Below are 22,050 nucleotides of genomic sequence, written 5' to 3'. Positions count from 1 at the left end.
TGCCGACGCCTCGCCAAGGACTTCGAGAACCTCGCCAGAATGGCGCTGGCGTTCCTGCGCCTGGCCATGATCCGCCTCATGCTGCGCAGAATCGCAAGGCACAGGAAATAATAGGGAACTTCGCGGACGGACTCTAAAACTTCAGGGAACCGCGCATCCAGAAGGTCCGCCCCGGTTCGTTGACGCGAACATTGTCGTTGTACATCGACAGGTCGCCGCCGGACCAGGAACCGGTCTTGCTGATATGTTCGGCATAGGTCTTGTCGAAGATGTTGTCGACCCCGCCGGTGACGGTCATGGCGTCGATCGGACGCCAGCCGATATTGGCCGACAGAACGGCGAAACCGGCGGTCTCGTCGATGTCGGTGCTCATGATGTTGCCCCAGCCGCGATCGACGCGGGTCTGCGCCGACACCGCCCGCAGGTGCAGGCCGCCCAGCAAGGTGCCGTCGTCGTACTTGATGGCCGCCGAGCTATCCAGCGGCGGCGTCTGCGCCAGGGGCATGTCGTGGGTGGAATTATGCCCCCAGGTATAGGCCGTGGTGGCCTCGACCGACCATGACGGCGTGACGCGGTAGGCGATTTCACCCTCGCCGCCCATCCGGCGGGCGTGGACGTTCTTGGCGTTGGCCGCCGAGACCAGGATGTAGTCGCGGGTGGTGGCGTAGAAGGCGGTGGCCGAGCCGCTCCACGGACCGGACTTGAACAGGCCGCCCAGGTCCAACTGCTCGGTCTTCTCGGTGTCCAGCCGGAAGGTGGTGTCGTTGGCGGTGACCTTCTGGCGCTCCCAATAATCGGGGGCGCGCTCGACATGCCCCAGATTGCCGAAAAGCGTCACCGGCAGGCCCAGATCGACATCGTGCTCGTAGCGGCCGAAGGCCGAGGTAAGCGTGCGGTCGTTGGTCAGATTGGGCTGAAAGTTGTTCCGGGTCGCCTCGACCCGGGTGACGCGCAAGCCGCCGGCCAGGCGGCTGGACCCGGTCAGTTCGTGCTGGACCTCGCCGAAGGCGGAATAGGTGTCGAGTTCCAGATCCTTGACCCGCGCCTTGGTGTCGATGTCCAGCCCGGACCGATATTCGCTGTTATTAAGCGAGCGCGAACTGTGCTGGTCATGGGTGTAGTCGGCCCCGACCGTCACCTTGGTCGCGGCGGTTGGGGTCAGTTCGACCGAGCCCTTGACGCCCTCCATCAGGTGATCGACCTGCGAGGCGGCGCTCATGGTGTTGCCGGCATTGTTGAAGCGCAGCGAGAAGGTATCCATCACGTGATCGACGTAATTGTGGAACAGCTGCGCCTTGATCTTGGCCACCAACGGGGAAATGTTCGAGCGGCTGGCCTGGATATTCAGGCCTTCGCGGTCCAGCTTGGTGGCGTCCATCATCTTGCCGGGCATGGCGGCCTGGCCCTGGCTCTTGTCGGCGGTGATCTGGAGCAAGGTGTCCTTGTCCGGTGTCCAGCCCACCGAGGCGGTACCGGAATGACGCCAGTAATGGCTATGCAGAACCGATCCGTTGCCGTCCTTGTAATTGTCCGACGACGAATGGGTGGCGATCGCCCGCACGAAGCCCTGCGACGCCCCGGCCTGGGCATCGACCATCTCGTCGTTGCGGTCGAAGCTGCCGTACAAGGCGCTGGCATTGCCGCGGATGCCCCAATCGGTGAAGCGCGGCGCTTCGCGCTCGACCAACACCGTGCCCAGCGCGCTGCCGCCATGCACCACGCTTTGCGGCCCCTTCAACACCGTCAGTTTGTCGAACGAATTCGGGAAGACGTACGAGGTCGGCGGGTCCATGCGGTTGGGGCAACCGCCCAGCAACGGCGCGCCATCCAGCAACAGCTCAAGGCGCGAGCCGCCCTGCCCGCGCAGGACCGGGTCGCCATCGACCGCGCCCTGGCGGACGACGTTGAAGCCGGGGATGCTTTTCAAATAGCCGGCGCCGTCGGCCGGCGGGATCGGCGTGCGCGGATTGCGCGGGTCGGTCACGATCACCATCGGCTCCTCCATGCGAGGCGCGGTGACGATCACCTGGTCCAAGGTCGAGGAAGCGGCGGCTTGTTCCTCGGCCTGGGCGGGGCCGGCGGCGGCCAGCAAGGCGGCCAGGGCGGCGCCCGACCACAGCCGGGCCCGCCTGATACGAACGGATATATTCACGTCTGATCTCCTGAAAACAACGCAGTCGGGCACGGACCGCAGGCGGTCCGCGCGAAATCATTCGGTCGAAGGGAAGATCAGACGTGCGGAGGGGCGCGGGGGACCGCGACGGAACGCGGCCGGGCCGGGCGAAGCGGCGCCACGTCGATCGGCATCGACGAAGCGAGGGCAGCGTGACGGAACCCGTCGGTGCCGAAGGCTTGCGCCACCGGTCCATTGCTGTGGAACAGCGGCAGGCAGTAAAGACAGAAACCGTCGCCGCTGGCGGTGGCCGTGCCGGTCTCGCCGTCTTCGTGCAAGACGACGATGCCGCCGGCGGTACAGATCACCTGATCGCCCAGGCCGACCGGCGGCGGAGCCGCCTGCAGCCCGAAACCGGCGACAAGGTTGACGGCCATCAGCGCCAGGGCAAGCCAAGCGCAGACGCGCCGCCGCAACCGGTGCGACAGGTCAGGGAGGGGCAGCGATGGCGTGGCGGCAATCGTCGGCATGGGCCGGATCATTGCCCCAGGGATCAGGCCTTGTCAATTCGGCCCCCTGCCCTAGGCTTTGTCTATACGGCCCGTGCCGGGTTTGGCGCACGTTCCAATCTGCGCGGTCAGATCGGAACGTGCTTTAGCGCTTGGCCTTCTGGCCCTGCAGGAAGAAACGGTCGATCGAGCGGGCGACGGCGCGGGTCAGCTTCGAGCGATATTCGGGTTGGCGCAGGTTGCGCTCTTCGGCTTCGTTGGACAGATAACCCAGTTCCACCAGCACCGACGGCACGTCCGGCGCCTTCAGCACGGCGAAGCCGGCGAAGCGGTGGGTGTTGCCCAGCAACACGGTCTCGCGCCCGACCTCGTCGACGACGCCGCCGGCGAACACCGCCGAACGATTCATGGTCTCGCGCTGGGCCAGGTCGATCAGGATGTTGGCGACGTCGGCCGATTCGTGGCTGAGATCGATACCGGCGATCAAATCGGCCTTGTTTTCCTTGTCGGCCAGGGCCTGGGCCTCGGTGTCCGACGCCGTCTGCGACAGGGTGTAGACCGACAAACCCTTGAGCGCCGGGTTGGCCACCGAATCGGCATGCAGCGAGATGAACAGGTCGGCCCCCAATTGGCGGGCGATGGCGATGCGGTCGCGCAGGCGGATGAAGACGTCGCGGTCGCGGGTCAGGTGGACCTTGTAGCGGCCGCCCTTTTCCAGCGTCGCTTTCAATTCGCGGGCCACCGCCATGGTGATGTACTTCTCGTAGATGCCCGAAACGCCGGTGGCGCCGGGATCGACGCCGCCATGGCCGGGATCGATCACCACCACCGGAGTGGCATTGGTCGGCCGGCTACGCGGCTCGGGCTCGGACATCGACGGCGGCGGCGGCGGCGGCGGCGGCGCCTGTATGGCCGCCTGCTTGACCGGCGAAGGCTCGCCGGCCGGGCGCTCCAAGGGCGGCGGCACCGGCGCCGACAGCATCGGGCTACCGGCCTTGGCGGCCTTGGAAGGCGGCGGGGCGATCGGTTGCGCGGCTACCGGCTGCGGCTTGGGTTCGGGCTTGGGCTCGGGCGGCGGCAGCGGCGCCGCCTGGACCTTGGCCACCGGCACCGGCTCGGCCGTCACCGCCGGCTGAACGGGAACGGGGGCCGGGGCAGGTGCGGCCGGCGGCCGCACCTCGGGCGAATAGACGACGATGGCACGCGCCTGCGGCACCCCTTCGGGTGCGGGCGCGGGCTCGCTGACCCTGGCCCCCTCGATCTTGGGCAGCGGCCTGAAGGCGTTGGCCGACGAGGCGAAGCTGGCCTGGTTGGTCTGCTGCAGGTCCATCACGAAGCGCCAGCCCAGCCCGTCGCGCGGGGCCATGACGAAGGCCGACTTCACCAGCGCCGGATCCTTGAGATCGACGAGGATGCGCCCCTGCCCGCCGACATCCTCGTAACGCACGGAGCGCACGGCGCCGGTCGGACGGTGCGGCGGCACGCCCCAGGCCAGGCCGGGCGTGCTGACCACCACCCGGTTGGGCGCGGTGGCGGTCATCACCGAGAAATCCATATTGTCGCCCAGATCCATCACGAAGCGGGTGATGCCGTCGGGATGGGCGCCCAGACGCAGGCCGGACACCGAATTGCGCGCGAACGCCGGCTGGGCGGCCAGAACGGCCACCACCAGCACCAGTGCCCTTGCGGCAAATCGACGAATGGTCCTGATCACCATGCCTCACATTGTCGCGAACATGTCTTGAGCGAGCGTTAACAGCTTTAGCGCACCCAATGACTCAGCCTCAACGAAAAACGCATTGATTCCCATGACTCTTCTGCCACATGCGACTTTTTTGCAACAATCGACTAAAAAATGACGCCCACAACAAGGCCGTTGTGAAATCGCCGTGTAACAGCTATTTTGCTGTCATTAACCCCGCGGGCAGAGCGTCCCCCCATTCGGGACGAGCGGCGGGTGAGGCCTGAAGGCGCCAGATCGACGTTATTCGTCGTCCGCCGATCCAGGCCCCGAGCGTCGCTGCCTGTTGTCCGCGGTTTTTTGTCCACGACCAATTTCGAGGCCGGGCGCGACGCCCGTGACATCAGGTTCCTGCACATGAGCGCATCTTGCGAAATGATCATGCAATGGCCCGCAGGCGCCGCCGGCTTCGTTCAGCAACAATCTCCGCACATGATCGGTTTGTCCGCCGGGCAGGCAATCGCCTCGCCAGACCGGCCGCGTGCGGCGCCACGGAGACACAGGATTAATGGTCAAGCGTATGCTCATCGACGCCACGCACCCGGAAGAGACCCGGGTTGTCGTGGTGAATGGTACCCGTCTGGAAGAACTGGACGTCGAGACCAGCACTAAGCGCCAAATCAAAGGCAACATCTATCTCGCCAAGATCGTCCGGGTCGAGCCGTCGCTGCAAGCGGCGTTCGTCGATTACGGCGGCAACCGCCATGGTTTCCTGGCCTTCTCGGAAATCCACCCGGATTATTTCCAGATTCCGGTGGCCGACCGCCAGGCCCTGTTGGCCGCCCAGAAGGCCGAGGTCCTGAAGGACAATAACAGCGACCACGACCACGCCCCCGAGGCTCAGGCCGAAGGCGGCGAGGACGGCCAAGGTCAAGGCGAGGACGGCGCCCAGGGCGACGACAACGCCAAGCCGACCCCGGTCGAGGTGGTGGGCGGCGACGATGCCGCCGAACAAGAGCTCGAGCGCCGCCGCGCCCGCCTGCTGCGCAATTACAAGATCCAGGAAGTCATCAAGCGCCGCCAGATCATGCTGGTACAGGTGGTCAAGGAAGAGCGCGGCAACAAGGGCGCCGCTCTGACCACCTATCTGTCGCTGGCCGGTCGCTATTGCGTGCTGATGCCCAACACCGCGCGCGGTGGCGGGGTGTCGCGCAAGATCATCAACGCCAACGACCGCCGCCGACTGAAGGCCATCGCCAGCGAGCTGGATTGTCCCGAGGGTATGGCGGTGATCGTGCGCACCGCCGGTTCGGAACGCTCGAAGGCCGAGATCAAGCGCGATTACGAATATCTGCTGCGCGCCTGGGATCAGGTGCGCGAGCTGACCTTGAAGTCCAGCGCGCCGGCCAGCGTCTATGAGGAAGCCAGCCTGATCAAGCGCTCGATCCGCGACCTTTACGCCCGCGATATCGACGAGGTGTTGGTCGAGGGCGACGAGGGCTATCGCCTGGCCAAGGACTATATGCGCATGCTGACCCCCAGCCATGCCAAGAAGGTCCAGCCCTACAAGGACCCGACCATGCCGTTGTTCCACCGCTATCAGGTGGACAGCCAGCTGGATGCCATGCATTCGCCGGTGGTGCAGTTGAAGTCGGGCGGCTACATCGTCATCAGCCAGACCGAGGCGCTGGTCGCCATCGACGTCAATTCGGGCCGCGCCACGCGCGAACGCCACATCGAAGAGACTGCGGTCAAGACCAACCTGGAAGCCGCCGACGAAATCTCTCGCCAGCTTCGCCTGCGCGACTTGGCCGGTCTCATCGTGATCGATTTCATCGACATGGAGGAGAACCGCAACAACCACTCGGTCGAGCGCCGTCTGAAGGAAGCCCTGAAGAACGACCGCGCCCGCATCCAGGTCGGCAAGATCAGCGCCTTCGGCCTGCTGGAACTGTCGCGCCAGCGCCTGCGCCCCAGCTTGCAGGAAACCGCCTTCACGCCGTGCCCGCATTGCGCCGGCACCGGCCTGATCCGCTCGGTCGAATCGGCCGCCGTGCATGTGCTGCGCGCCATCGAGGAAGAGGGCATCCGCCGCCGCTCGTCCGAGGTCACCGTCTACGTGCCCTCGCAGATCGCGCTTTACATCCTGAACCAGAAGCGCGACGCCCTGGCCGCCATCGAGGAACGTTATCTGCTGCGCGTCTACCTGCTGGGTGACGACGAACTGATCGCGCCGAACCTGCGCATGGAGCGGGTCAAGGCCGAGGGCCGTCCCGAGGAATTGCTGCGCCCGGCCGCGGCCGTGACCATGGAATCGGCCTCGGAGGCGGAAATCGCCGACGAGCAGGCCGAGGACGAGGATGACGAATCCGAGGAATCCCCCGAGACCGAGGCCGAGACCGAGGCCGAGACCGAGAACGAAACCGAAGCCCGGGGCGCCGAGGATGGCGAGGCCGGGGCCGACGGCAACCGCAAGCGTCGCCGCCGTCGTCGCCGCAAGCGCCGCCCGGGTGGACCGGACCAGAATGGCGACCAGCAGGCCCAGGCCGACGGTGACGAAGGCGAGTCCGAAGGCGACGAGGAAGAGTCCGAAGGCGAGGAATCCGCCGAGGGCGCCAACGCCGAAGCCGGCGATGTCGAAGGCGAAAGCGAAAGCGAACGCCGCAAGCGTCGCCGTGGTCGCCGTGGCGGCCGCCGCCGCCGCCGTGGCCGCGACGAGGCCGGTAACGAAGAAGCCCCGCGCAGCACCGCCGAAGGTGAAGGCGATAGCGATGGTGAAGGCGACGGCGAAGCCGCCGCCAACGACCAGGCTCCGGCCCGGGCGCCCGCCCCTGCCCGTCAGTCGGCTCCGCCGCGGGCTCCTGCCCCCATCAAGGCCCCCGGCGTGCCCGGCATGGCCCTGATGTCCAACCCCGACGCCGTCGCCGACGTGTTCGAGCGGGCCGAGGCGATGGCCCTGGCCGAAGTCGAGGCGCGCACCGCCAGGGCGGCCGAGCCCCAGCCCGAGGCCGAAGCGATCGCCGCCTCCGAACCGGTGGCGGAAGCCGCCGCCGAGGCCCAGGCCAAGGCCAAGCGCGTCCGCGCCCCGGCCAAGGCCAAGGGTGGCGACGAATCCGAGCCGACGGTCGAGAAGCCCAAGCGCAGCCGCGCCAAGGCCGAGGCCAAGCCGGAAAAGGCCGCCAAGCCCAGCCGTGCCAAGAAGGCGGCCGATGACGGCGCCGAGCCTGCCGCCGCGCCGAAGCGCGCCCGCAAGCCCAAGGCGTCGGAGGCCGAGCCGGTCACCGCCGAACCCGAACCGGCGCCCACCCCCGAGGTGGTCGCCGAGCCGGTGGTCGAGCAGGCGGCACCTGCCGTGGTCCAACCCGAGCCGGTCGCAGAGCCGGAGCCCGCTCCGGCGGCTCCTGCCGCCGCCGAGGAGGTGGCCCCCGCCCCGGCCATGCCGGCCCGGCGCGGCTGGTGGAACAAGCTGCTGTCCTAGGATCGTGGCCAAGCCGTAAACAAGAACCCCCGCCGGGGCAACCTGGCGGGGGTTTCTTTTGGGGGGGCGGTCAGGCCCAGAGCATAGAGCCCGGAAGGGACACGACGCCATCGCCCCACACTCCGTCATGCCCGTGCTTGACACGGGCATCCATGTGGCGCCGAACAAAATCGAATGGAAACAGCGCGTTATGCGGATGCGCATGGATGGCCGGGTCGAGCCCGGCCATGACGACGAGGGGTGTGGATGGTCCCGCGAAAATTACGCCGGGCAGTACTGGGTCAAGCCCATGGGTGGGCGAAAGGGAAATCCGATCCCACCAAACTCAGACAGACTGGAATCGCGGGCGTAAGCGGCCCCCGCCAGCCGCTCAGTATTCGATCTTGCCGGCCAGGATGGCGGCCTGGGTGCGGTTCTCCACCCCCAAGGCCCGCAGGATGGCGGTGACGTGCAGCTTGACGGTGATCTCCGCCAGATTGAGGTCGCGCGCGATTTCCTTGTTGCTCTTGCCCTGGCTGACCATCGCCAGCACGTCGCGCTGACGCGGCGTCAGCCCGGCCTTGGTCCGGCCCGGTTGAGCGCTAGGCGCGGCAGCGGCCAGACTGGCCGCGTCAATGCCGGGGCTGAGATAGGTTTCACCCGACAGAACCGAACGGATGCCCTCGACCATCGACTTGCTGGACGATGCCTTGGCGATATAGCCCTGAGCACCGGCATCGAAGGCCCGGCGGACATCGCGCGGGTCCGACGACCCCGACACCACCACCAGATGCAGATTCGGCGCGGCGCGGCGCAGCCCGTCGATCCCGTTGGCCCCCTCGCTTCCCGGCATGTTCAGATCGACCAGCCCGACATCAATGGACGGGTCTAACTTGACGGCGGCGATGGCTTGAGTGAAATCGGCCGCTTCGATGATCTCGAGCGGATCATCGACCAGGTTTTCCAGCACCAGCCGGACTCCGTCGCGAAACAGCGCGTGATCGTCTGCGAGAAGTACCTTCATGCCCTGACAGCCCCCGAATTCGAGACGGATAACCGCGTCCCGCAACTTTCTTCATGAATTTAAAGCACAGCCAGCTAAATCTGGCAACGCAACTTTCGCCAAGCATTGAAGAGATGAAGACGAGGCCATGTCGCCATCTATACCATGGTATCTAAGGCGCCCCCATACGAAGGGGTAGAATCAAATGATTTCCTGCCCCGCAGATTACGGCATCTGAACGAGCGCCAGACCTGACCGAGCCGCTATTGCTGTTCGGAAATGGTTGAAAGCGAAATTTGATATCATTTACTCAATAACGCCGCGGTCCATCTTGATGCTGCAGAAATCAAGGACCCACTGACATATGGCGTCTACTGCGTCGCGTGGAAAGACCGGGCCGGAAAAATGGTCAAGGGACTGGTCGCAGGCGACGGCAAGGATCGATGCATCGCCAGCCGCCAGCAACGGCTTGCCGAGACCGGGGTCCCACACCTCGAGCTTGGGGTGGTTCGAGAACTTGAAGCCCTCGACCAGCAGCAGATCGGTGCCGGCGAAGCGCTCGACCAGTTCGGCCAGCGGCGGCTCGGGGTGGCCGTGATGTTCGGTGACCAGGGCGAAGCGTTCCGGCCCTGCCGCCAGGGACTGGACAGCGCCGGCTGCCAGCAGCGCCGCCTGTTCGGAATCGCCCAGGCGGATGTCGTGATGCGAATGTTTGAGCGTGCCGACCCGCACACCGCGAGCCGTCAGCAGCGGGATCAACCGGGTGACCAGGGTGGTCTTGCCGCAGCCGCTCCAGCCGGCGATGCCGAAGATCTTCATGGCCGAAAGCCTAAGCCCGCCTCACGCCGCGCGCAACCCCGCCCCGTACGCGCGGCTGTTGACCCAAGCCGCCCAGGTGGCGCATGAACAGGCATGACCATTGCGCCCTATGTCCCCGTCCTGCTGGCGATGACCGCCGCCCAATCGCTGGTGTCGCTGGCCATGCTGTCGCCGGCGGCGATGGCGCCGGAAATCGCCCGCGACCTTGGCCTGGCGGCATCACGCATCGGCTGGTGGGTCAGCCTGGCCTATGGCTGTGCCATGCTCACCTCGCTGATGGGCGGCGATGCGGTGCGGCGCCTGGGCGCGACGCGGGCCACCCAGATCGCCCTGACCCTGGTGGCGGTCGGCGCGGTGTGCACCGCCCTGGGCCATATCGCCCTGGTGCTGGCCGGGGCCGGTCTGATCGGGCTGGGTTACGGCATGACCAACCCGGCCGCCTCGCACCTGTTGGCCCGCACCACCGATCCGGCCCATCGCAATCTGGTGTTTTCCATCAAACAGACCGGGGTGCCGCTGGGCGGCACCCTGGCCGGGTTGATCGCGCCGCCGGTGGCCCTGGCCTTCGGCTGGCCGGCAGCGATGATCCTGATCGGCCTGCTGTGCGCGGGCCTGGTCGCCCTGTTGGGCTTAAGCCGCGCCGCCTGGGACGGCGACCGCGACCCCAAGGCGGGCCTGACGTCGCGCCCGCTCGACGGGCTGGGGTTGATCTGGCGCACGCCCCGCCTGCGCTCGCTGTCCTTGACCGGCTTCGCCTATGCCGCCGTGCAATTGTCGGTCTCGACCTTCATGGTCACCATGCTGGTGACCGACCTGCATTGGAGCCTGGTCCAGGCCGGCATGCTGCTGTCGGCGCTGCAGGTGGCGGGCGTCGTCGGCCGCATCAGCCTGGGCACCCTGGCCGACCGGGTGTTCGGCGGTATCCCCACCCTGATCGGGCTGGGCGCCGCCACCGCGTTACTAGCCATCGTCACCGGGTTCGCCTCGCCCGATTGGCCGACCGCCCTGGTCTATGGCCTGCTGGTGCCGTTCGGCGCCGCCGCGCTGGGCTGGAACGGCATCTATCTGGCCGAGCTGGCCCATTCGGCCCCGCCATCGCAAATCCCGCGCGTCACCGGCGCATCCTTGTTCTTCACCTATGGCGGCGTGCTGTTCGGCCCGCCGGTCTTCGCCGCGCTGCATGGCTGGCTGGGCAGCTATCTTCTGACCTATGCGGTGTCGGCGGTGCCGGCCCTGATCGGCACCGGCCTGTTGCTGGCGATGCGGCGATGACCGACATCACCATCCGCCCCGCCACCATCAAGGATGCCGGCACCATCGTCGCCCTGATCCACCGGCTGGCGGCGTTCGAACAGGCCGCCACGGCGCCGGCCCTGACCGAGGAAACGGTCCGCCGCGACGGCTTCGGCGAGCGGCCCCTTTTCACCGTGCTGCTGGCCGAAGCAAGCGGCCGTGCTTGCGGCGGCGTGGTGCTGCTGGAGTCCTATTCCAGCTGGGCCGGGCAGCCGACCCTGATGGTCCATGACCTGTTCGTCGAGGCCGACATGCGCGGCCGCGCGGTCGGACGCAAGCTGCTGGCCGAAGCTGCGCGCCTGGCCATGGCGCGCGGCTGCTGCCGGATGGATGTCAACGTCCTGACGTGGAACCGGACGGCGCAGGATTTCTATGGCGCGCTGGGGTTCGGCCCGCTCGAGGATTGGCGCCCGTGGCGCCTGGACGGCCCGGCGCTGGCGCGATTGGCCGAGACAAGAAAATAGGGCCGCGCCATGGAAGGCGCGGCCCAAGGTTCCCGGGCTAAAGCCCCCTGTGACTACTTCGCCCGGGCAAGAACGGGTTGAGGCGGGATCAGATGCTGGTGCAGGGCCGCATCCTTCTCGGCGTCCAGACCGAACGCCACCGCCATCAACTGGGAATAAAACATCACCGGGAAATTGAAATCGGTGCCGAACTTCTCGTTGATCATCGGCTGATACATTTCCAGGTTGGTCTGGCACAGCGGGCACGGGGTGACCACCACCTCGGCGCCGGTTTCCTTCACCTCGTCCAGAATGTCCTTCATCAGGTGCAGGGTCTTGTCGGGGCTCATGACGCTGACCGAGCCGCCGCAGCACTTGGTCTTGCCCTTGAACGGCACAGCGTCGGCGCCGCAGGCGCTGATGAAGTCGTCCAGGAACTTGGGATCGTCATAGGCGTCGTAATTGCCGCCGCGCTCGGTCTTGGCGAACGGGCGCACGGTCTGGCAACCGACCCAGCCGGCCACCTTCAGGCCCGACAGCGGCTTGGTGACCTGGGCCTTGACGGCGTCCATGCCGATATCGTTGACCAGCACCTCGCACGAGTGACGGACATGCAAGGACCCGTCATAGGACTTGCCGCCGGCGGCCAGCACCTCGTTGACCTCAGCCTTCAGGGCCTCGTCACCGCGGATCTTCTCGTTGTGGTAATGGCTGTTGAGATAGCAGGCGGCGCACGGCGTGACGAAATCTTCCGGCCCCTGCGCCTGGGCGGCGGCCAGATTGCGGCCGTTCAGGGCATACATGCCGAGATGGCCGCCATCGACATGGCCGACCGAGGCCCCGCAGCAATTCCAGTCCTCGACGTCACGCAAGGTGATGCCCAGCTTGCCCATGACGGCGCGCAGGGAGGTGTCGAGATGAACGGCCGACGCCTGCGACGAGCAGCCGGGATAGTACGACATGGTCTTGGTGGTCATCGCATCATCCTCACTTCGCGCCATGCTTCTTGGCTTCCATCTCGGCCGCCTTGGCCAGGATGGCGTGCAGTTCGCCGGTATTCTTGACCTTGTGCGGCATGCCCAGATGCATGCGCTTGGTCTTGACCATGCCCATGGCGATCTTCTGGTTGGCCATGCCGCGCTTGATGCCCTCGCCCACGCCGAAGCTGAAGTAATACTTGGCGGTGACCAGGCGTTCGTCGGTGCGGCCATACTTGGCGGCCGACCACCAGAAGGCCTTGGCGAAGCGCGCATTGTCGCTTTCCTTCGCCTGGGCATAGCCTTCACGCACCGCCACATGGGCCAGGTCGTGCAGGATATAGGTCACCGGCACCTGGCGCGGGCAGCGCACCACGCAATTGTAGCAAGACACGCAGTTCCACAAGGTGTTGGAACTGAGCACCGCGTCCTTCATGCCGGCGCGGATCATCATGAACAGCTTGCGCGGACCATGGTCCATCTGGGTGCCGATCGGGCACGAGCCCGAGCAGGTGCCGCACTGCATGCACAAGGCCATGCGGTCGCCACCATCGACGTTTTCATAGACCCAGCGGGCGAAGTTCAGGTCATAGGCCTTGGAAGGCGTGGGAGACATGGCGTTCATGGCCTTAGAACCCCTTGAACGGATTGAAGCCGACTTTCATGATGGTCTCGACGAAGCCGTCGATCACCTTGGGCAACCGGTCGGAATCGGCGATCGAGGCCTCCGCCTGCACCACCCGCTCGGGTTCCAGCATCATCGACTTCAGGGTCTCGCCGACCTTCGACAGACGCTCGGCGGCCATGGCCGAGCCCTTGACGAAGTGGCACTGGTAATCATCGCCCGGCTTGCAGCCCATCAGCATGACGCCGTCATAACCGGCCGACAGGGCGTCCGAGATGTTGAGCAGGCTGACCGAACCCAGGCAGCGCACCGGCACGACGCGAACATGCGACGACCAGCTATTACGCTTGATGCCGGCCTGGTCCAGCGCCGGGACGGCGTCGTTCTCGCAGGCCATGATCAGGATGCGCGGCTTGCCCGAGAACTCGTCGGGGACCTTCACCGCCTTAATCATCGACGACAGCATCTCGACCGAATAGTTGTCGAAGCTGATGGTGCGCACCGGACAGGCACCCATGCAGGTGCCACAGCGGCGGCAGCGCGTGGGGTTGACGTTGGGATATTCCTTCTCGTCCTCGTCGATGGCGCCGAACGGGCATTCCACCGTGCAACGGCGGCACTTGGTGCAGGCGTTCAGGTTGATCTTGGGGAACGACAGGTCGCCGACGCGCGGATGAAGGGCGGCACCGGCCGCGGCCGAACGCACCGCCTGCACCGCCTTCAGAACCGCACCGGCAGCGTCCTCGGCGGCTTCGGCCCAATCCATCGGGCGACGCACCGGACCGGCGGTGTAGATGCCGGTCCGCCGGGTCTCGTAGGGGAAGCAGATATAGTGCGAATCGGCGAACCCGTCATGCAGCACCGGCAGATGCGGGCCCTGGCGGTATTGCAGGTTCAGCAGCGGACCGCCTTCCGGCACCGATTGCACCCGCTTTTCATGGGCGGCCGGGGCCTCGCCGCAATAGCCGGCCACCGCGATCGGTGCCTCGGGATCGACGTCGCCATTCAACTGCTCGGCGCCGTATTCGACCATCGCCTGATCGGGATTGGTCGAGTTGGGCACCATGCCGGTGGCCAGCACCACCATGTCCAGGCCGGCCAGCGGCACGTCCTGCTGAACCAGTTCGTCGGCCACGGTGACGGTCAGGTCGGCACCGACGGCCTTGACCTTGCCCTTGATGAAGATGACGCCCTTGCTTTGCGCCTGGCGGTACAATTCTTCCGCCACGCCCGGGGTGCGCATCTCTTCGTAGATGACGAAGATGTTGGCGGTCGGGTCGGTCTCCAGCACTTCCAGCGCCTGCTTCAGCGAGGTCTGGCAGCAGATCGACGAGCAATAGGGCAGATGGTCGGCATCGCGCGAGCCGGCGCACTGGACGAAGGCGATCGACTTGGGCGCCTTGCCGTCCGACTTGCGGGCCAGCTGACCCGCGGCCAGCATCTTTTCCATGTCGGTGTTGGTCACCACGTCGGGGCTGGCGCCGTAACCCAGATGGCCCAGCTTGGTGGCGTCATAGGGACGCCAGCCGGTGGCGACGATGATGGCGCCGACATCCTCGATGGTGCCGTCGGCGAAGGTCACCGCGAACTTGCCGGGCATACCGGCGGTGCGGGTGACCAGGGCGTTCAGGCGCACCGTGATCTTGGGATTGGCCGCCACCGCGTCCAACAGCACGCCGATGTCGTTGGCTTCCGGCTTGTCGTAAGGCGGCGTGTGCGGCAGGCGCTTGGAAGCCGTGCGGGCATGGCCGCCCAACTGGTCAGCGCGTTCCACCAGCAGCACGTCGTGGCCCAGGCCGGCGGCCTGAAGCGCGGCCGACAGGCCGGTGACGCCGCCACCCAGCACCATGATGGTTTGCGAGAACTCGCCCTCGGTCCACGGCTCGGGGGCCTTGATCTTGCTGGCCTGGGTCAGGGCCATGCGGACATGGTCCTCGGCCAGGGCCTGGGTGTCCTCGTCGCCGGCCGGATGCGACCAGATGACCTTTTCGCGCAGATCGGCGCGGACCACCTGGATCGGCTCGAAGCCGAAGCGGTCGGTCATCACGCGGGCCGAGCAGGCGGCGACCACCACCTGGTTGGTGCCGGCCTCGATGTCGGCCTTGATCATGCCGACGCCCTCGTCGCCGCACAGGCAGGCGTGGGTCTTGGCTTCCAGCTTGTACTCGGACTTGGCGACACCCTCCAGGGCGCCGACCTGCACGGACTCACCGATGCCGCAGCCGCTGCACAGGTAAACGCCGGTTTTCCTCTCGCTCATTTTTCTTCTCCCTGGCGTCAGGCGGTCACGGCGCGGATGGCGCGGCAGGCGGCGGCGGTCGCCGACTGCACCGACATCGACACGTCCAGCGGCCCCGAGGCCACACCGGCGGCGATCGAGTCACCCTCGGCGAACACGAAGCCGTAATCGTCGAAATCGGCGGCGAAGCTGGGCTGGCCCTCGGCCGCCAGCGACGCCTGCATGCCGGTGGCCAGCACCACCAGGTCGTAGGGCTCGGCATAGACCTCGCGGGTCAGGGTGTTCTCGCCGCACACCACCGGGCCCCCGGCTTCGGACTTCTCGATGCGGGCGGGCTTCGACTTGACGAAATTGACCTGGGGGTCGCGCTTCAGGCGGTTGAGGAAGCTTTCCAGCTTATCGTGGGCGCGCAGGTCGATGTAATAGACATCGACGGTGGCGTCGGCCAGCTGCTCGCGGACATAGGCCGCGTGCTTCATCGAGGCCAGGCAGCAGATGCGCGAGCAATAGGCCAGATGGTTCAGATCGCGCGAGCCGGCGCACTGGATCAGGGCCACCCGCTTGGGCGCCTCGCCGTTGCTGGGCCGGACGATCTTGCCCTTGGTCGGACCATCGACCGAGGCCAGACGCTCCATTTCCACGTTGGTGATGACGTCGGGAATGTCGGTCCAGCGATAGGCGGTCAGGTTGGCGGCCGGATAGGGGCGCCAGCCGGTCGCCCACACCACCGCGCCGACTTCCAGGTCGAAACTTTCGTCCTTCTGCTCCAGATCGACGGCACCGACCGGACAGGCGGCCTTGATGGCCTCGCCCTCGGGCGTGCCGACCACGGAAGGGTCGACCACATAGCGCATCGGGAAGGCCATCACGTGCGGCAGATAGGCCGACTTGACGCTATCCATGCCGTAATTGAAGGCGTTGGAGACCTCGGAGGTCGCCACCTTGGCGCAATCGCCGCAGGCGGTGCAGTTGGCCTTGACGTGGCGCGGGCTGGTCTTGACGGTGACGGTGTAACCGCCCGGCCCGCCCTTGACCGCCGACACTTCCGAGAAGGTGAAGACGCTGATGCGCTTGGACTTCTTGATGCGCTGGAAGTTGATTTCCAGACCGCAGGTGGGATGGCACAGCTTGGGGAAATAGCGGTTCATCTGGGCGACCCGGCCGCCCAGGCTGGGGCTTTTCTCGATCAGAACCACGTCATGTCCGGCTTCGGCCGCCTCGACGGCGGCGGTGATGCCGGCGATTCCGCCACCGACCACCATGATGGTGCGGCTGCGGCTCGTCGTCTCGCTCATACTTCCCTCTCCACTTCGCGGTTTTTTGCGCGCAACGCTTTGTTCGTTGGGCCGGCCCGGCGAAACCGGACCGGCCACCCCTTAGAGTTTACTTACCCAACGAGGCGTAATAATCGCGCAGGATCGCCACCACTTCCGGGCGGCTGAATTCCGGCGGGATATGCTCACCCTTCGACAGCATCTCGCGCTGCTTGGTGCCCGAGATGTTGACCTGGTCTTCCTTGCCGTGCGGGCAGGTCTTGGCGGTCGCCATGCCGTAGCACTTCTTGCAGAAGAAGGTGATGTCGATCTTCAGGGCCTGGGTCTCCAGCGCGCCGGGCCACAGGGTGTCGAAGATGTGCTGGGCGTCGAACGGGCCGTAATAATCGCCGACGCCGGCATGGTCGCGACCGACGATCAGGTGCGAGCAACCGAAATTCTGACGGATCAGCGCATGGATCAGCGCCTCGCGCGGGCCGCCATAGCGCATCTCGATCGGATAACCGGCCTGGATCACCGTGCCGGGCACGAAGTAATTGTCGATCATCGCACCGATGGCCTTGGTGCGGGTCTCGGCCGGAATGTCGCCGTCCTTCAGCTTGCCCAGAACCTGATGGATGAACACGCCGTCGGTGACCTCGACGGCGATCTTGGCCAGATGCTCATGGCTGCGGTGCATCGGGTTGCGGGTCTGGAAGGCGGCCACCTTCGACCAGCCCTTCTCGGCGAACAATGCGCGGCTTTCGGCCGGGCGCAGATACAGGCCCTTGTACTTCTCGGGATACTCGCCTTCCGACAGGCAGCTCACCCGGCCGGCCAGGTTGACCTGACCTTGCCCCATCACCTTCTGCACGCCGGGATGGGCGGGATCGGTGGTGCGATAGACGTGCTGGCACTCGAAAGCCTTGTCGATCTCGTACTTTTCCGAGACCTGCATCACCGCCATGATCTCGCCGGTTTCGGCATCGACCAGCGCGACCTCTTCGTCGGCCTGGATGGAATCGGCCAGCTCCTTGGTCGCCGACAGGGTGATCGGGATCGGCCAGAACAGGCCGTCGGTCATCTTCATGCCCGAGCAGACGCCTTCCCAGTCGGCCTTGCCCATGAAGCCGTCGAGCGGGGTATAGGCGCCCATGGCCAGCATGATGACGTCACTGGTCTCGCGGCTGGTCATCGGCACCTTCTTCAAGGCTCCGGCCCGCTTCAACTCGTCGCGACGTTCGATTTCGGGTACCAGCAACGGCTTCAACGAGCCGCCGCCATGCGGCTGCACCAGCTTGGACATGTTCCCTCTCTCCCTGTTCGTGCCATGCGGAGCTTTTTTCGCTCTCGTTCGGCCGCTTGAAGTTCGCCTAAATTAGAACATCATTCCACAAGAATTTTCTTAACTTCGGGCAATTCGGTGTATTTCGCAGCGCTTCCCCTGGCCAGATGGGCGGGGTACTTGGCGGCGTTGGCATCGATCTTGAGGGCGGCGGCACTCGGCAAATCGATGCCGGCGCGCTCGCACAACAGCAGCAGATACAGGAAGACATCGGCACATTCCTCGGCCAGCCTGGCCTTAAGCGCAGGCTCGCTCAGCGCCTCGTCCAGCTGGCTGTCGGTCTTCCATTGCGCCAGTTCCAGCAGCTCGGCGGCCTCGAGGGCCAGCGACACCATCAGGTTCTTGGCGGTGTGGAACTGGGCCCAGTCGCGCTCGTCACGGAAGGCGATCAGGCGCTCGGTCAGCGCCCGGCAATCCGGCGAATCCACCGCCCCACCCGTCGGGGCAGTACCGCCGCATTGCAGCATTGTTTTCGATTCTTCCATGGAATCCGCCTGTTAACACTCGAAAATTATAATTGTTCCAAGTGCAACGCAAACATCTTGCGTGGATAGGTACGTCAGACATTGCAAATATGTCAAATACAGAATATGACTGGAAAACCGTATGGCCCGACCCGCGCCCCATCCCCATCGCCCCGGGGGTACACTCGCGGAGAACAAGAGGCCAAGGCCAGAGATCGGCGGCCGTCACCGGACGCGCCGCTTGGAGGGAGACCCGCCGAAAGGCAACACGGGAGGTTTTGATGCCCACTTTTGTGCATACCGATAAGTGCGACGGCTGTAAGGGCGGTTCGGTCACCGCCTGCATGTACATCTGCCCGAACGACCTGATGAAGCTGGATACCAGCCGCATGAAGGCGTTCAACCAGGAACCCGACCAGTGCTGGGAATGCCAGTGCTGCGTGAAGGCTTGCCCGCAGCAGGCCATCGAAGTCCGCGCCTACCAGGATTTCGTGCCGATGGGCGGCGCCGTCATCCCGATGCGCACCGACTCGGCGATCATGTGGACCATCAAGTTCCGCGACGGCGAAGTGAAGCGCTTCAAGTTCCCGGTGCGCACCACCCCGGTGGGTTCGATCGACCCCTACGGCGGCAAGCCGGCGGCTGCCGACCTGGACAGCCCGCTGCTGTTCACCGAGGTCGGCAAGACCTTGACGACCATTTGACGCCAAGCGCACGTAGGGAAGGAAGTTTCCAATGACCGAATACACTTTCGGCAATCCTGAGATCATCGAGATCACTACCGACATCCTGATCATCGGTGGCGGCATGGCCGCGTGCGGCGCGGCCTACGAGGCTCGTCGCTGGGCCCCCGACGCCAAGATCACCCTGGTCGACAAGGCCGCCCTGGACCGCTCCGGCGCCGTGGCGATGGGCCTGTCGGCCATCAACACCTACCTGGGCCCGGATCGCGACCCCAAGGATTACTGCCGCATGGTTTCGGCGGATCTGATGGGCATCACCCGCGACGACCTGGTCTATGACGTCGGCCGTCACGTCGACGATTCGGTGCACCTGTTCGAAGAGTGGGGCCTGCCGATTTGGAAGGACAAGGGCTCGGAAGGCGTCGCCCTGAAGGACGGCGGCAAGCCGGTCCGTTCGGGCAAGTGGCAGATCATGATCAACGGCGAAGGCTACAAGACCATCGTCGCCGAAGCCGCCAAGAAGGCCCTGGGCATCGAGAACATCATCGAGCGCTGCTTCATCGTGAAGATGCTGCTGGACGAGAACGAGCCGAACCGCATCGCCGGTGCCGTCGGCTTCTCGGTGCGCGAGCACAAGCTGTACGTCTTCAAGGCCAACGCGATCATGGACGTTTGCGGCGGCGCCGTGAACCTGTTCCGTCCGCGTTCGACCGGCGAAGGCAACGGCCGCACCTGGTACCCGGTGTGGAACGCCGGTTCGACCTACGCGATGGCCGCGGAAGTCGGCGCCGAACTGACCATGATGGAAAACCGCTTCGTGCCGGCCCGCTTCAAGGACGGTTACGGCCCGGTCGGCGCCTGGTTCCTGCTGTTCAAGTCGCAGGCCCTGAACGCCTTCGGCGAGAACTACGTGACCAAGAACGCCGCCATGCTGGCCGAGTTCGCGCCCTACGACAAGGCGACGGTGGTCCCCACCTGCCTGCGCAACCACGCCATGCTGAAGGAAATGAAGGACGGCAACGGCCCGATCTTCATGGACACTCCCACCGCCATGAAGAAGCTGGCCGAGACCATGACCCCGGCCGAGATCAAGCATCTCGAAGCCGAGGCCTGGGAAGACTTCCTCGACATGTGCATCGGCCAGGCCGGCGTGTGGGCCGGCATGAACATCCGTCCCGAACAGAACATGTCGGAACTGATGCCGACCGAGCCCTATCTGCTGGGTTCGCATTCCGGCTGCTGCGGCATCTGGGTGTCGGGTCCGGAAGACCTCAACTCGCCGGCCGAGTGGAAGTGGGGCTACAACCGCATGACCACCGTCAAGGGTCTGTTCACCGCCGGCGACGGCGTGGGCGCCTCGGGCCACAAGTTCTCGTCGGGTTCGCATGCCGAAGGCCGCATCTGCGGCAAGTCGATGGTCAAGTGGGTCCGCGACAATGCCGGCTTCAAGCCGTCGTTGAAGGGTGACATCAAGGCCATCACCGAAGAGATCTACAAGCCGGTCCGCACCTATATCGAGCACAAGGACAAGACCACGGCCGAGGACGTCAACCCGCACTACATCCTGCCGCGTTACCTGCAGATGCGCCTGCAGAAGCTGATGGATGAGTACGTGGCCGGCACCTCGACCTACTACACCACCAACAAGGTGATGCTGGAAACCGGTCTGCACCTTCTGACCATGCTGAAGGAAGACAGCCAGAAGATGCGTGCCAAGGACCTGCACGAACTGATGCGCGCCTGGGAAAACTACCACCGCATCGTCGCGGCGGAAGCCCACCTGCGTCACATCATGTTCCGTGAAGAGACCCGTTATCCGGGCTTCTTCTACCGGGCCGACTTCCCGAAGCTGGACGAAGCCAACTGGAAGTGCTTCGTCAATTCGAAGATCGATCCGGCTACCGGCGAGTGGAGCCTGCGCAAGGTCGCCCACACGGATATGGTGGAAAAGCACTACGCGGGCCAGGGCCACTGAGGCCTGAAGCTCACCGTTGATAAGACGGGGGGGCGCCGGGCTTCCGGCGCCCCCTTTGTCTTGACTAACCCAGGATCCCCGGATCAAATCCGGGCATGACGAGAAACAAACAATTCCGTCATTGCCGGGCGTGACCCGGCAATCCAGAACCGCCCAAATCAAAATCAAAAACCGAACAGGGAAACGCCCCCCCCCATGACCAACAATCCCCGCACTTCCGAAGACGACGAACTCGACGAGATGGACATCGAGGCCAGCCGTCTGGCCGCCAGCTCGCGCGACGAACAGGTCGAGATGTACGCTTCGTTCCCGGTCCAGCCGGTCAAACTGACCGCCGATGATTCCTTCAGCTTCAGCTGCCACAAGGGCGTGTCGTGCTGGAACCGCTGCTGCCAGGGCGCCGACATCACCCTGACCCCCAATTGTATCCTGCGCCTGTCCAAGCATCTGGGCATCCGCCCGACCGAGTTTCTGCTGACCTACACCCTGCCCGACCTCCACCCCAAGGCCGACCTGCCGGTCGCCAAGCTGAAGATGGGCGACGATGGACGCGGCGCCTGCGCCTTCTCGACGCCGGACGGCTGCTCGGTCTATGAAAGCCGCCCCGCCACCTGCCGCTATTACCCGCTGGGCATGGTGTCGATGAAGATGAAGGACATGGAGGGCAAGGAAGACTTTTTCTTCCTGGTCAAGGAAGACCATTGCCAGGGCCATTGCGAGAGCAAGACCCAGAATGTCGGCCAGTTCCGCACCGAACAAGGCGTCGAGGAGTTCGACCGCGTCAATCGCGGCTGGATCGATATCTTGATGAAGATGGCGTCGTGGAAAGTGATGGGCGGCCCCGGCGGCAAGGCTCCGACGGCCCAGCTGAAGAAGATGTTCTTCATGGCCACCACCGACGTCGATAGCTTCCGCCGCTTCGTGCTGGGAACCAAGTTCCTGGAATCCTACGACGTCGCGCCGGAAGCGGTGGAACTGATCAAGACCAGCGACGACGCGCTTTTACAGTTGGCCTTCGACTGGATGAAGAACGTTCTGTTCAACGAGCCGACCATCCTGCTGAAAGAACAGGTGCTGCAACAAGCCATCGCCAAGGCCAGGACCGATTTGGGGGCGTCTTAGGCTGATTGGACCAAATGGGGGTGGTTCCCGACGGAACCATCCCCATTTT

Annotated in this window: 17 protein-coding genes and 1 pseudogene; 7 read left to right on the top strand and 11 right to left on the bottom strand. The window is 65.3% G+C overall.

Annotated features, from left to right (window positions below; translation table 11 throughout):
• Nucleotides 1-111, top strand: a pseudogene (locus tag A6A05_RS20990) (IS5/IS1182 family transposase); the annotation flags it as partial.
• A gap of 22 nt (nt 112-133) precedes the next feature.
• On the opposite strand, the gene A6A05_RS15550 reads toward A6A05_RS20990, so the two are convergent.
• The 3 genes from A6A05_RS15550 to A6A05_RS15540 form a co-directional block, all read right to left on the bottom strand.
• Nucleotides 134-2,152 carry a TonB-dependent copper receptor gene (locus A6A05_RS15550; protein ID WP_082911009.1) on the bottom strand — a complete coding sequence of 673 codons (2,019 nt, stop codon included), beginning with the start codon at nt 2,150-2,152 and terminating at the stop codon, nt 134-136.
• 77 nt (nt 2,153-2,229) lie between these two features.
• The gene (locus tag A6A05_RS15545; protein WP_156521093.1) at nt 2,230-2,643 is read right to left on the bottom strand and encodes a hypothetical protein; all 414 of its coding nucleotides are present in this window, start codon (nt 2,641-2,643) and stop codon (nt 2,230-2,232) included.
• Nucleotides 2,644-2,767: 124 nt separating this feature from the next.
• Nucleotides 2,768-4,339 (bottom strand): N-acetylmuramoyl-L-alanine amidase family protein, encoded by a 1,572-nt coding sequence (locus A6A05_RS15540; protein ID WP_068503248.1) that lies wholly within the window; start codon nt 4,337-4,339, stop codon nt 2,768-2,770.
• Between the two features lie 532 nt (nt 4,340-4,871).
• On the opposite strand from A6A05_RS15540, the gene A6A05_RS15535 reads away from it, so the two are divergent.
• Nucleotides 4,872-7,781, top strand: coding sequence for a ribonuclease E/G (locus A6A05_RS15535; RefSeq protein ID WP_068503245.1), 2,910 nt, complete (start codon nt 4,872-4,874; stop codon nt 7,779-7,781).
• A gap of 370 nt (nt 7,782-8,151) precedes the next feature.
• On the opposite strand, the gene A6A05_RS15530 is transcribed toward A6A05_RS15535, so the two are convergent.
• Complete coding sequence (locus A6A05_RS15530; protein ID WP_068503243.1) at nt 8,152-8,784, bottom strand: LuxR C-terminal-related transcriptional regulator; 633 nt, start codon at nt 8,782-8,784, stop codon at nt 8,152-8,154.
• Between the two features lie 285 nt (nt 8,785-9,069).
• Entirely contained in the window at nt 9,070-9,582 is a 513-nt protein-coding gene (mobB, locus tag A6A05_RS15525; protein WP_068503239.1) for a molybdopterin-guanine dinucleotide biosynthesis protein B, read from the bottom strand.
• A 93-nt stretch (nt 9,583-9,675) separates the two neighbouring features.
• On the opposite strand from mobB, the gene A6A05_RS15520 reads away from it, so the two are divergent.
• Nucleotides 9,676-10,854, top strand: coding sequence for an MFS transporter (locus A6A05_RS15520; RefSeq protein ID WP_068503236.1), 1,179 nt, complete (start codon nt 9,676-9,678; stop codon nt 10,852-10,854).
• Nucleotides 10,851-11,339 carry a GNAT family N-acetyltransferase gene (locus A6A05_RS15515; protein ID WP_068503234.1) on the top strand — a complete coding sequence of 163 codons (489 nt, stop codon included), beginning with the start codon at nt 10,851-10,853 and terminating at the stop codon, nt 11,337-11,339. Before A6A05_RS15520 ends, A6A05_RS15515 begins: the two co-directional genes overlap by 4 nt.
• A 53-nt stretch (nt 11,340-11,392) precedes the next feature.
• Here the strand turns inward: A6A05_RS15515 and A6A05_RS20985 are convergent, their stop codons facing one another.
• From A6A05_RS20985 to A6A05_RS15485, 6 genes are all read right to left on the bottom strand, one after another.
• Nucleotides 11,393-12,295: a CoB--CoM heterodisulfide reductase iron-sulfur subunit B family protein gene (locus A6A05_RS20985; protein ID WP_068503232.1), complete on the bottom strand. Its 903-nt coding sequence runs from the start codon at nt 12,293-12,295 to the stop codon at nt 11,393-11,395.
• A 10-nt stretch (nt 12,296-12,305) separates the two neighbouring features.
• Nucleotides 12,306-12,920: a 4Fe-4S dicluster domain-containing protein gene (locus tag A6A05_RS15505; RefSeq protein WP_068503230.1), complete on the bottom strand. Its 615-nt coding sequence runs from the start codon at nt 12,918-12,920 to the stop codon at nt 12,306-12,308.
• A gap of 4 nt (nt 12,921-12,924) precedes the next feature.
• Nucleotides 12,925-15,180, bottom strand: a complete 2,256-nt coding sequence (locus tag A6A05_RS15500) for an FAD-dependent oxidoreductase (RefSeq protein WP_068503227.1) — start codon at nt 15,178-15,180, stop codon at nt 12,925-12,927.
• Between the two features lie 17 nt (nt 15,181-15,197).
• Complete coding sequence (locus A6A05_RS15495; RefSeq protein ID WP_068503224.1) at nt 15,198-16,454, bottom strand: FAD-dependent oxidoreductase; 1,257 nt, start codon at nt 16,452-16,454, stop codon at nt 15,198-15,200.
• An 88-nt stretch (nt 16,455-16,542) separates the two neighbouring features.
• Entirely contained in the window at nt 16,543-17,718 is a 1,176-nt protein-coding gene (gene sat, locus A6A05_RS15490; protein ID WP_068503221.1) for a sulfate adenylyltransferase, read from the bottom strand.
• An 80-nt stretch (nt 17,719-17,798) separates the two neighbouring features.
• Nucleotides 17,799-18,185, bottom strand: a complete 387-nt coding sequence (locus A6A05_RS15485; RefSeq protein WP_216635817.1) for a MazG-like family protein — start codon at nt 18,183-18,185, stop codon at nt 17,799-17,801.
• 317 nt (nt 18,186-18,502) lie between these two features.
• On the opposite strand from A6A05_RS15485, the gene aprB reads away from it, so the two are divergent.
• From aprB to A6A05_RS15470, 3 genes are all read left to right on the top strand, one after another.
• On the top strand, nt 18,503-18,925 hold the full coding sequence (gene aprB, locus A6A05_RS15480) for an adenylyl-sulfate reductase subunit beta (RefSeq protein ID WP_082911007.1): 423 nt from the start codon (nt 18,503-18,505) through the stop codon (nt 18,923-18,925).
• A 31-nt stretch (nt 18,926-18,956) separates the two neighbouring features.
• Entirely contained in the window at nt 18,957-20,879 is a 1,923-nt protein-coding gene (aprA, locus tag A6A05_RS15475) for an adenylyl-sulfate reductase subunit alpha (protein ID WP_068503218.1), read from the top strand.
• A 195-nt stretch (nt 20,880-21,074) separates the two neighbouring features.
• Nucleotides 21,075-22,001, top strand: coding sequence for a YkgJ family cysteine cluster protein (locus tag A6A05_RS15470; protein WP_082911006.1), 927 nt, complete (start codon nt 21,075-21,077; stop codon nt 21,999-22,001).
• Nucleotides 22,002-22,050 lie beyond the last annotated feature (49 nt).

This window comes from Magnetospirillum moscoviense (assembly GCF_001650635.1).
GTDB lineage: Bacteria > Pseudomonadota > Alphaproteobacteria > Rhodospirillales > Magnetospirillaceae > Magnetospirillum > Magnetospirillum moscoviense.
Note: the sequence above shows the minus strand (reverse complement) of the source record. Positions and strands in the feature narration are given on the sequence as shown.

Coding starts and splice junctions, on each gene's coding strand:
- A6A05_RS15545 (WP_156521093.1), bottom strand. CDS start 2,643: ATGCCGACGATTGCCGCCACGCCATCGCTGCCCCTCCCTGACCTGTCG.
- A6A05_RS15540 (WP_068503248.1), bottom strand. CDS start 4,339: ATGGTGATCAGGACCATTCGTCGATTTGCCGCAAGGGCACTGGTGCTG.
- A6A05_RS15535 (WP_068503245.1), top strand. CDS start 4,872: ATGGTCAAGCGTATGCTCATCGACGCCACGCACCCGGAAGAGACCCGG.
- A6A05_RS15530 (WP_068503243.1), bottom strand. CDS start 8,784: ATGAAGGTACTTCTCGCAGACGATCACGCGCTGTTTCGCGACGGAGTC.
- mobB (WP_068503239.1), bottom strand. CDS start 9,582: ATGAAGATCTTCGGCATCGCCGGCTGGAGCGGCTGCGGCAAGACCACC.
- A6A05_RS15520 (WP_068503236.1), top strand. CDS start 9,676: ATGACCATTGCGCCCTATGTCCCCGTCCTGCTGGCGATGACCGCCGCC.
- A6A05_RS15515 (WP_068503234.1), top strand. CDS start 10,851: ATGACCGACATCACCATCCGCCCCGCCACCATCAAGGATGCCGGCACC.
- A6A05_RS20985 (WP_068503232.1), bottom strand. CDS start 12,295: ATGACCACCAAGACCATGTCGTACTATCCCGGCTGCTCGTCGCAGGCG.
- A6A05_RS15505 (WP_068503230.1), bottom strand. CDS start 12,920: ATGAACGCCATGTCTCCCACGCCTTCCAAGGCCTATGACCTGAACTTC.
- A6A05_RS15500 (WP_068503227.1), bottom strand. CDS start 15,180: ATGAGCGAGAGGAAAACCGGCGTTTACCTGTGCAGCGGCTGCGGCATC.
- A6A05_RS15495 (WP_068503224.1), bottom strand. CDS start 16,454: ATGAGCGAGACGACGAGCCGCAGCCGCACCATCATGGTGGTCGGTGGC.
- sat (WP_068503221.1), bottom strand. CDS start 17,718: ATGTCCAAGCTGGTGCAGCCGCATGGCGGCGGCTCGTTGAAGCCGTTG.
- aprB (WP_082911007.1), top strand. CDS start 18,503: ATGCCCACTTTTGTGCATACCGATAAGTGCGACGGCTGTAAGGGCGGT.
- aprA (WP_068503218.1), top strand. CDS start 18,957: ATGACCGAATACACTTTCGGCAATCCTGAGATCATCGAGATCACTACC.
- A6A05_RS15470 (WP_082911006.1), top strand. CDS start 21,075: ATGACCAACAATCCCCGCACTTCCGAAGACGACGAACTCGACGAGATG.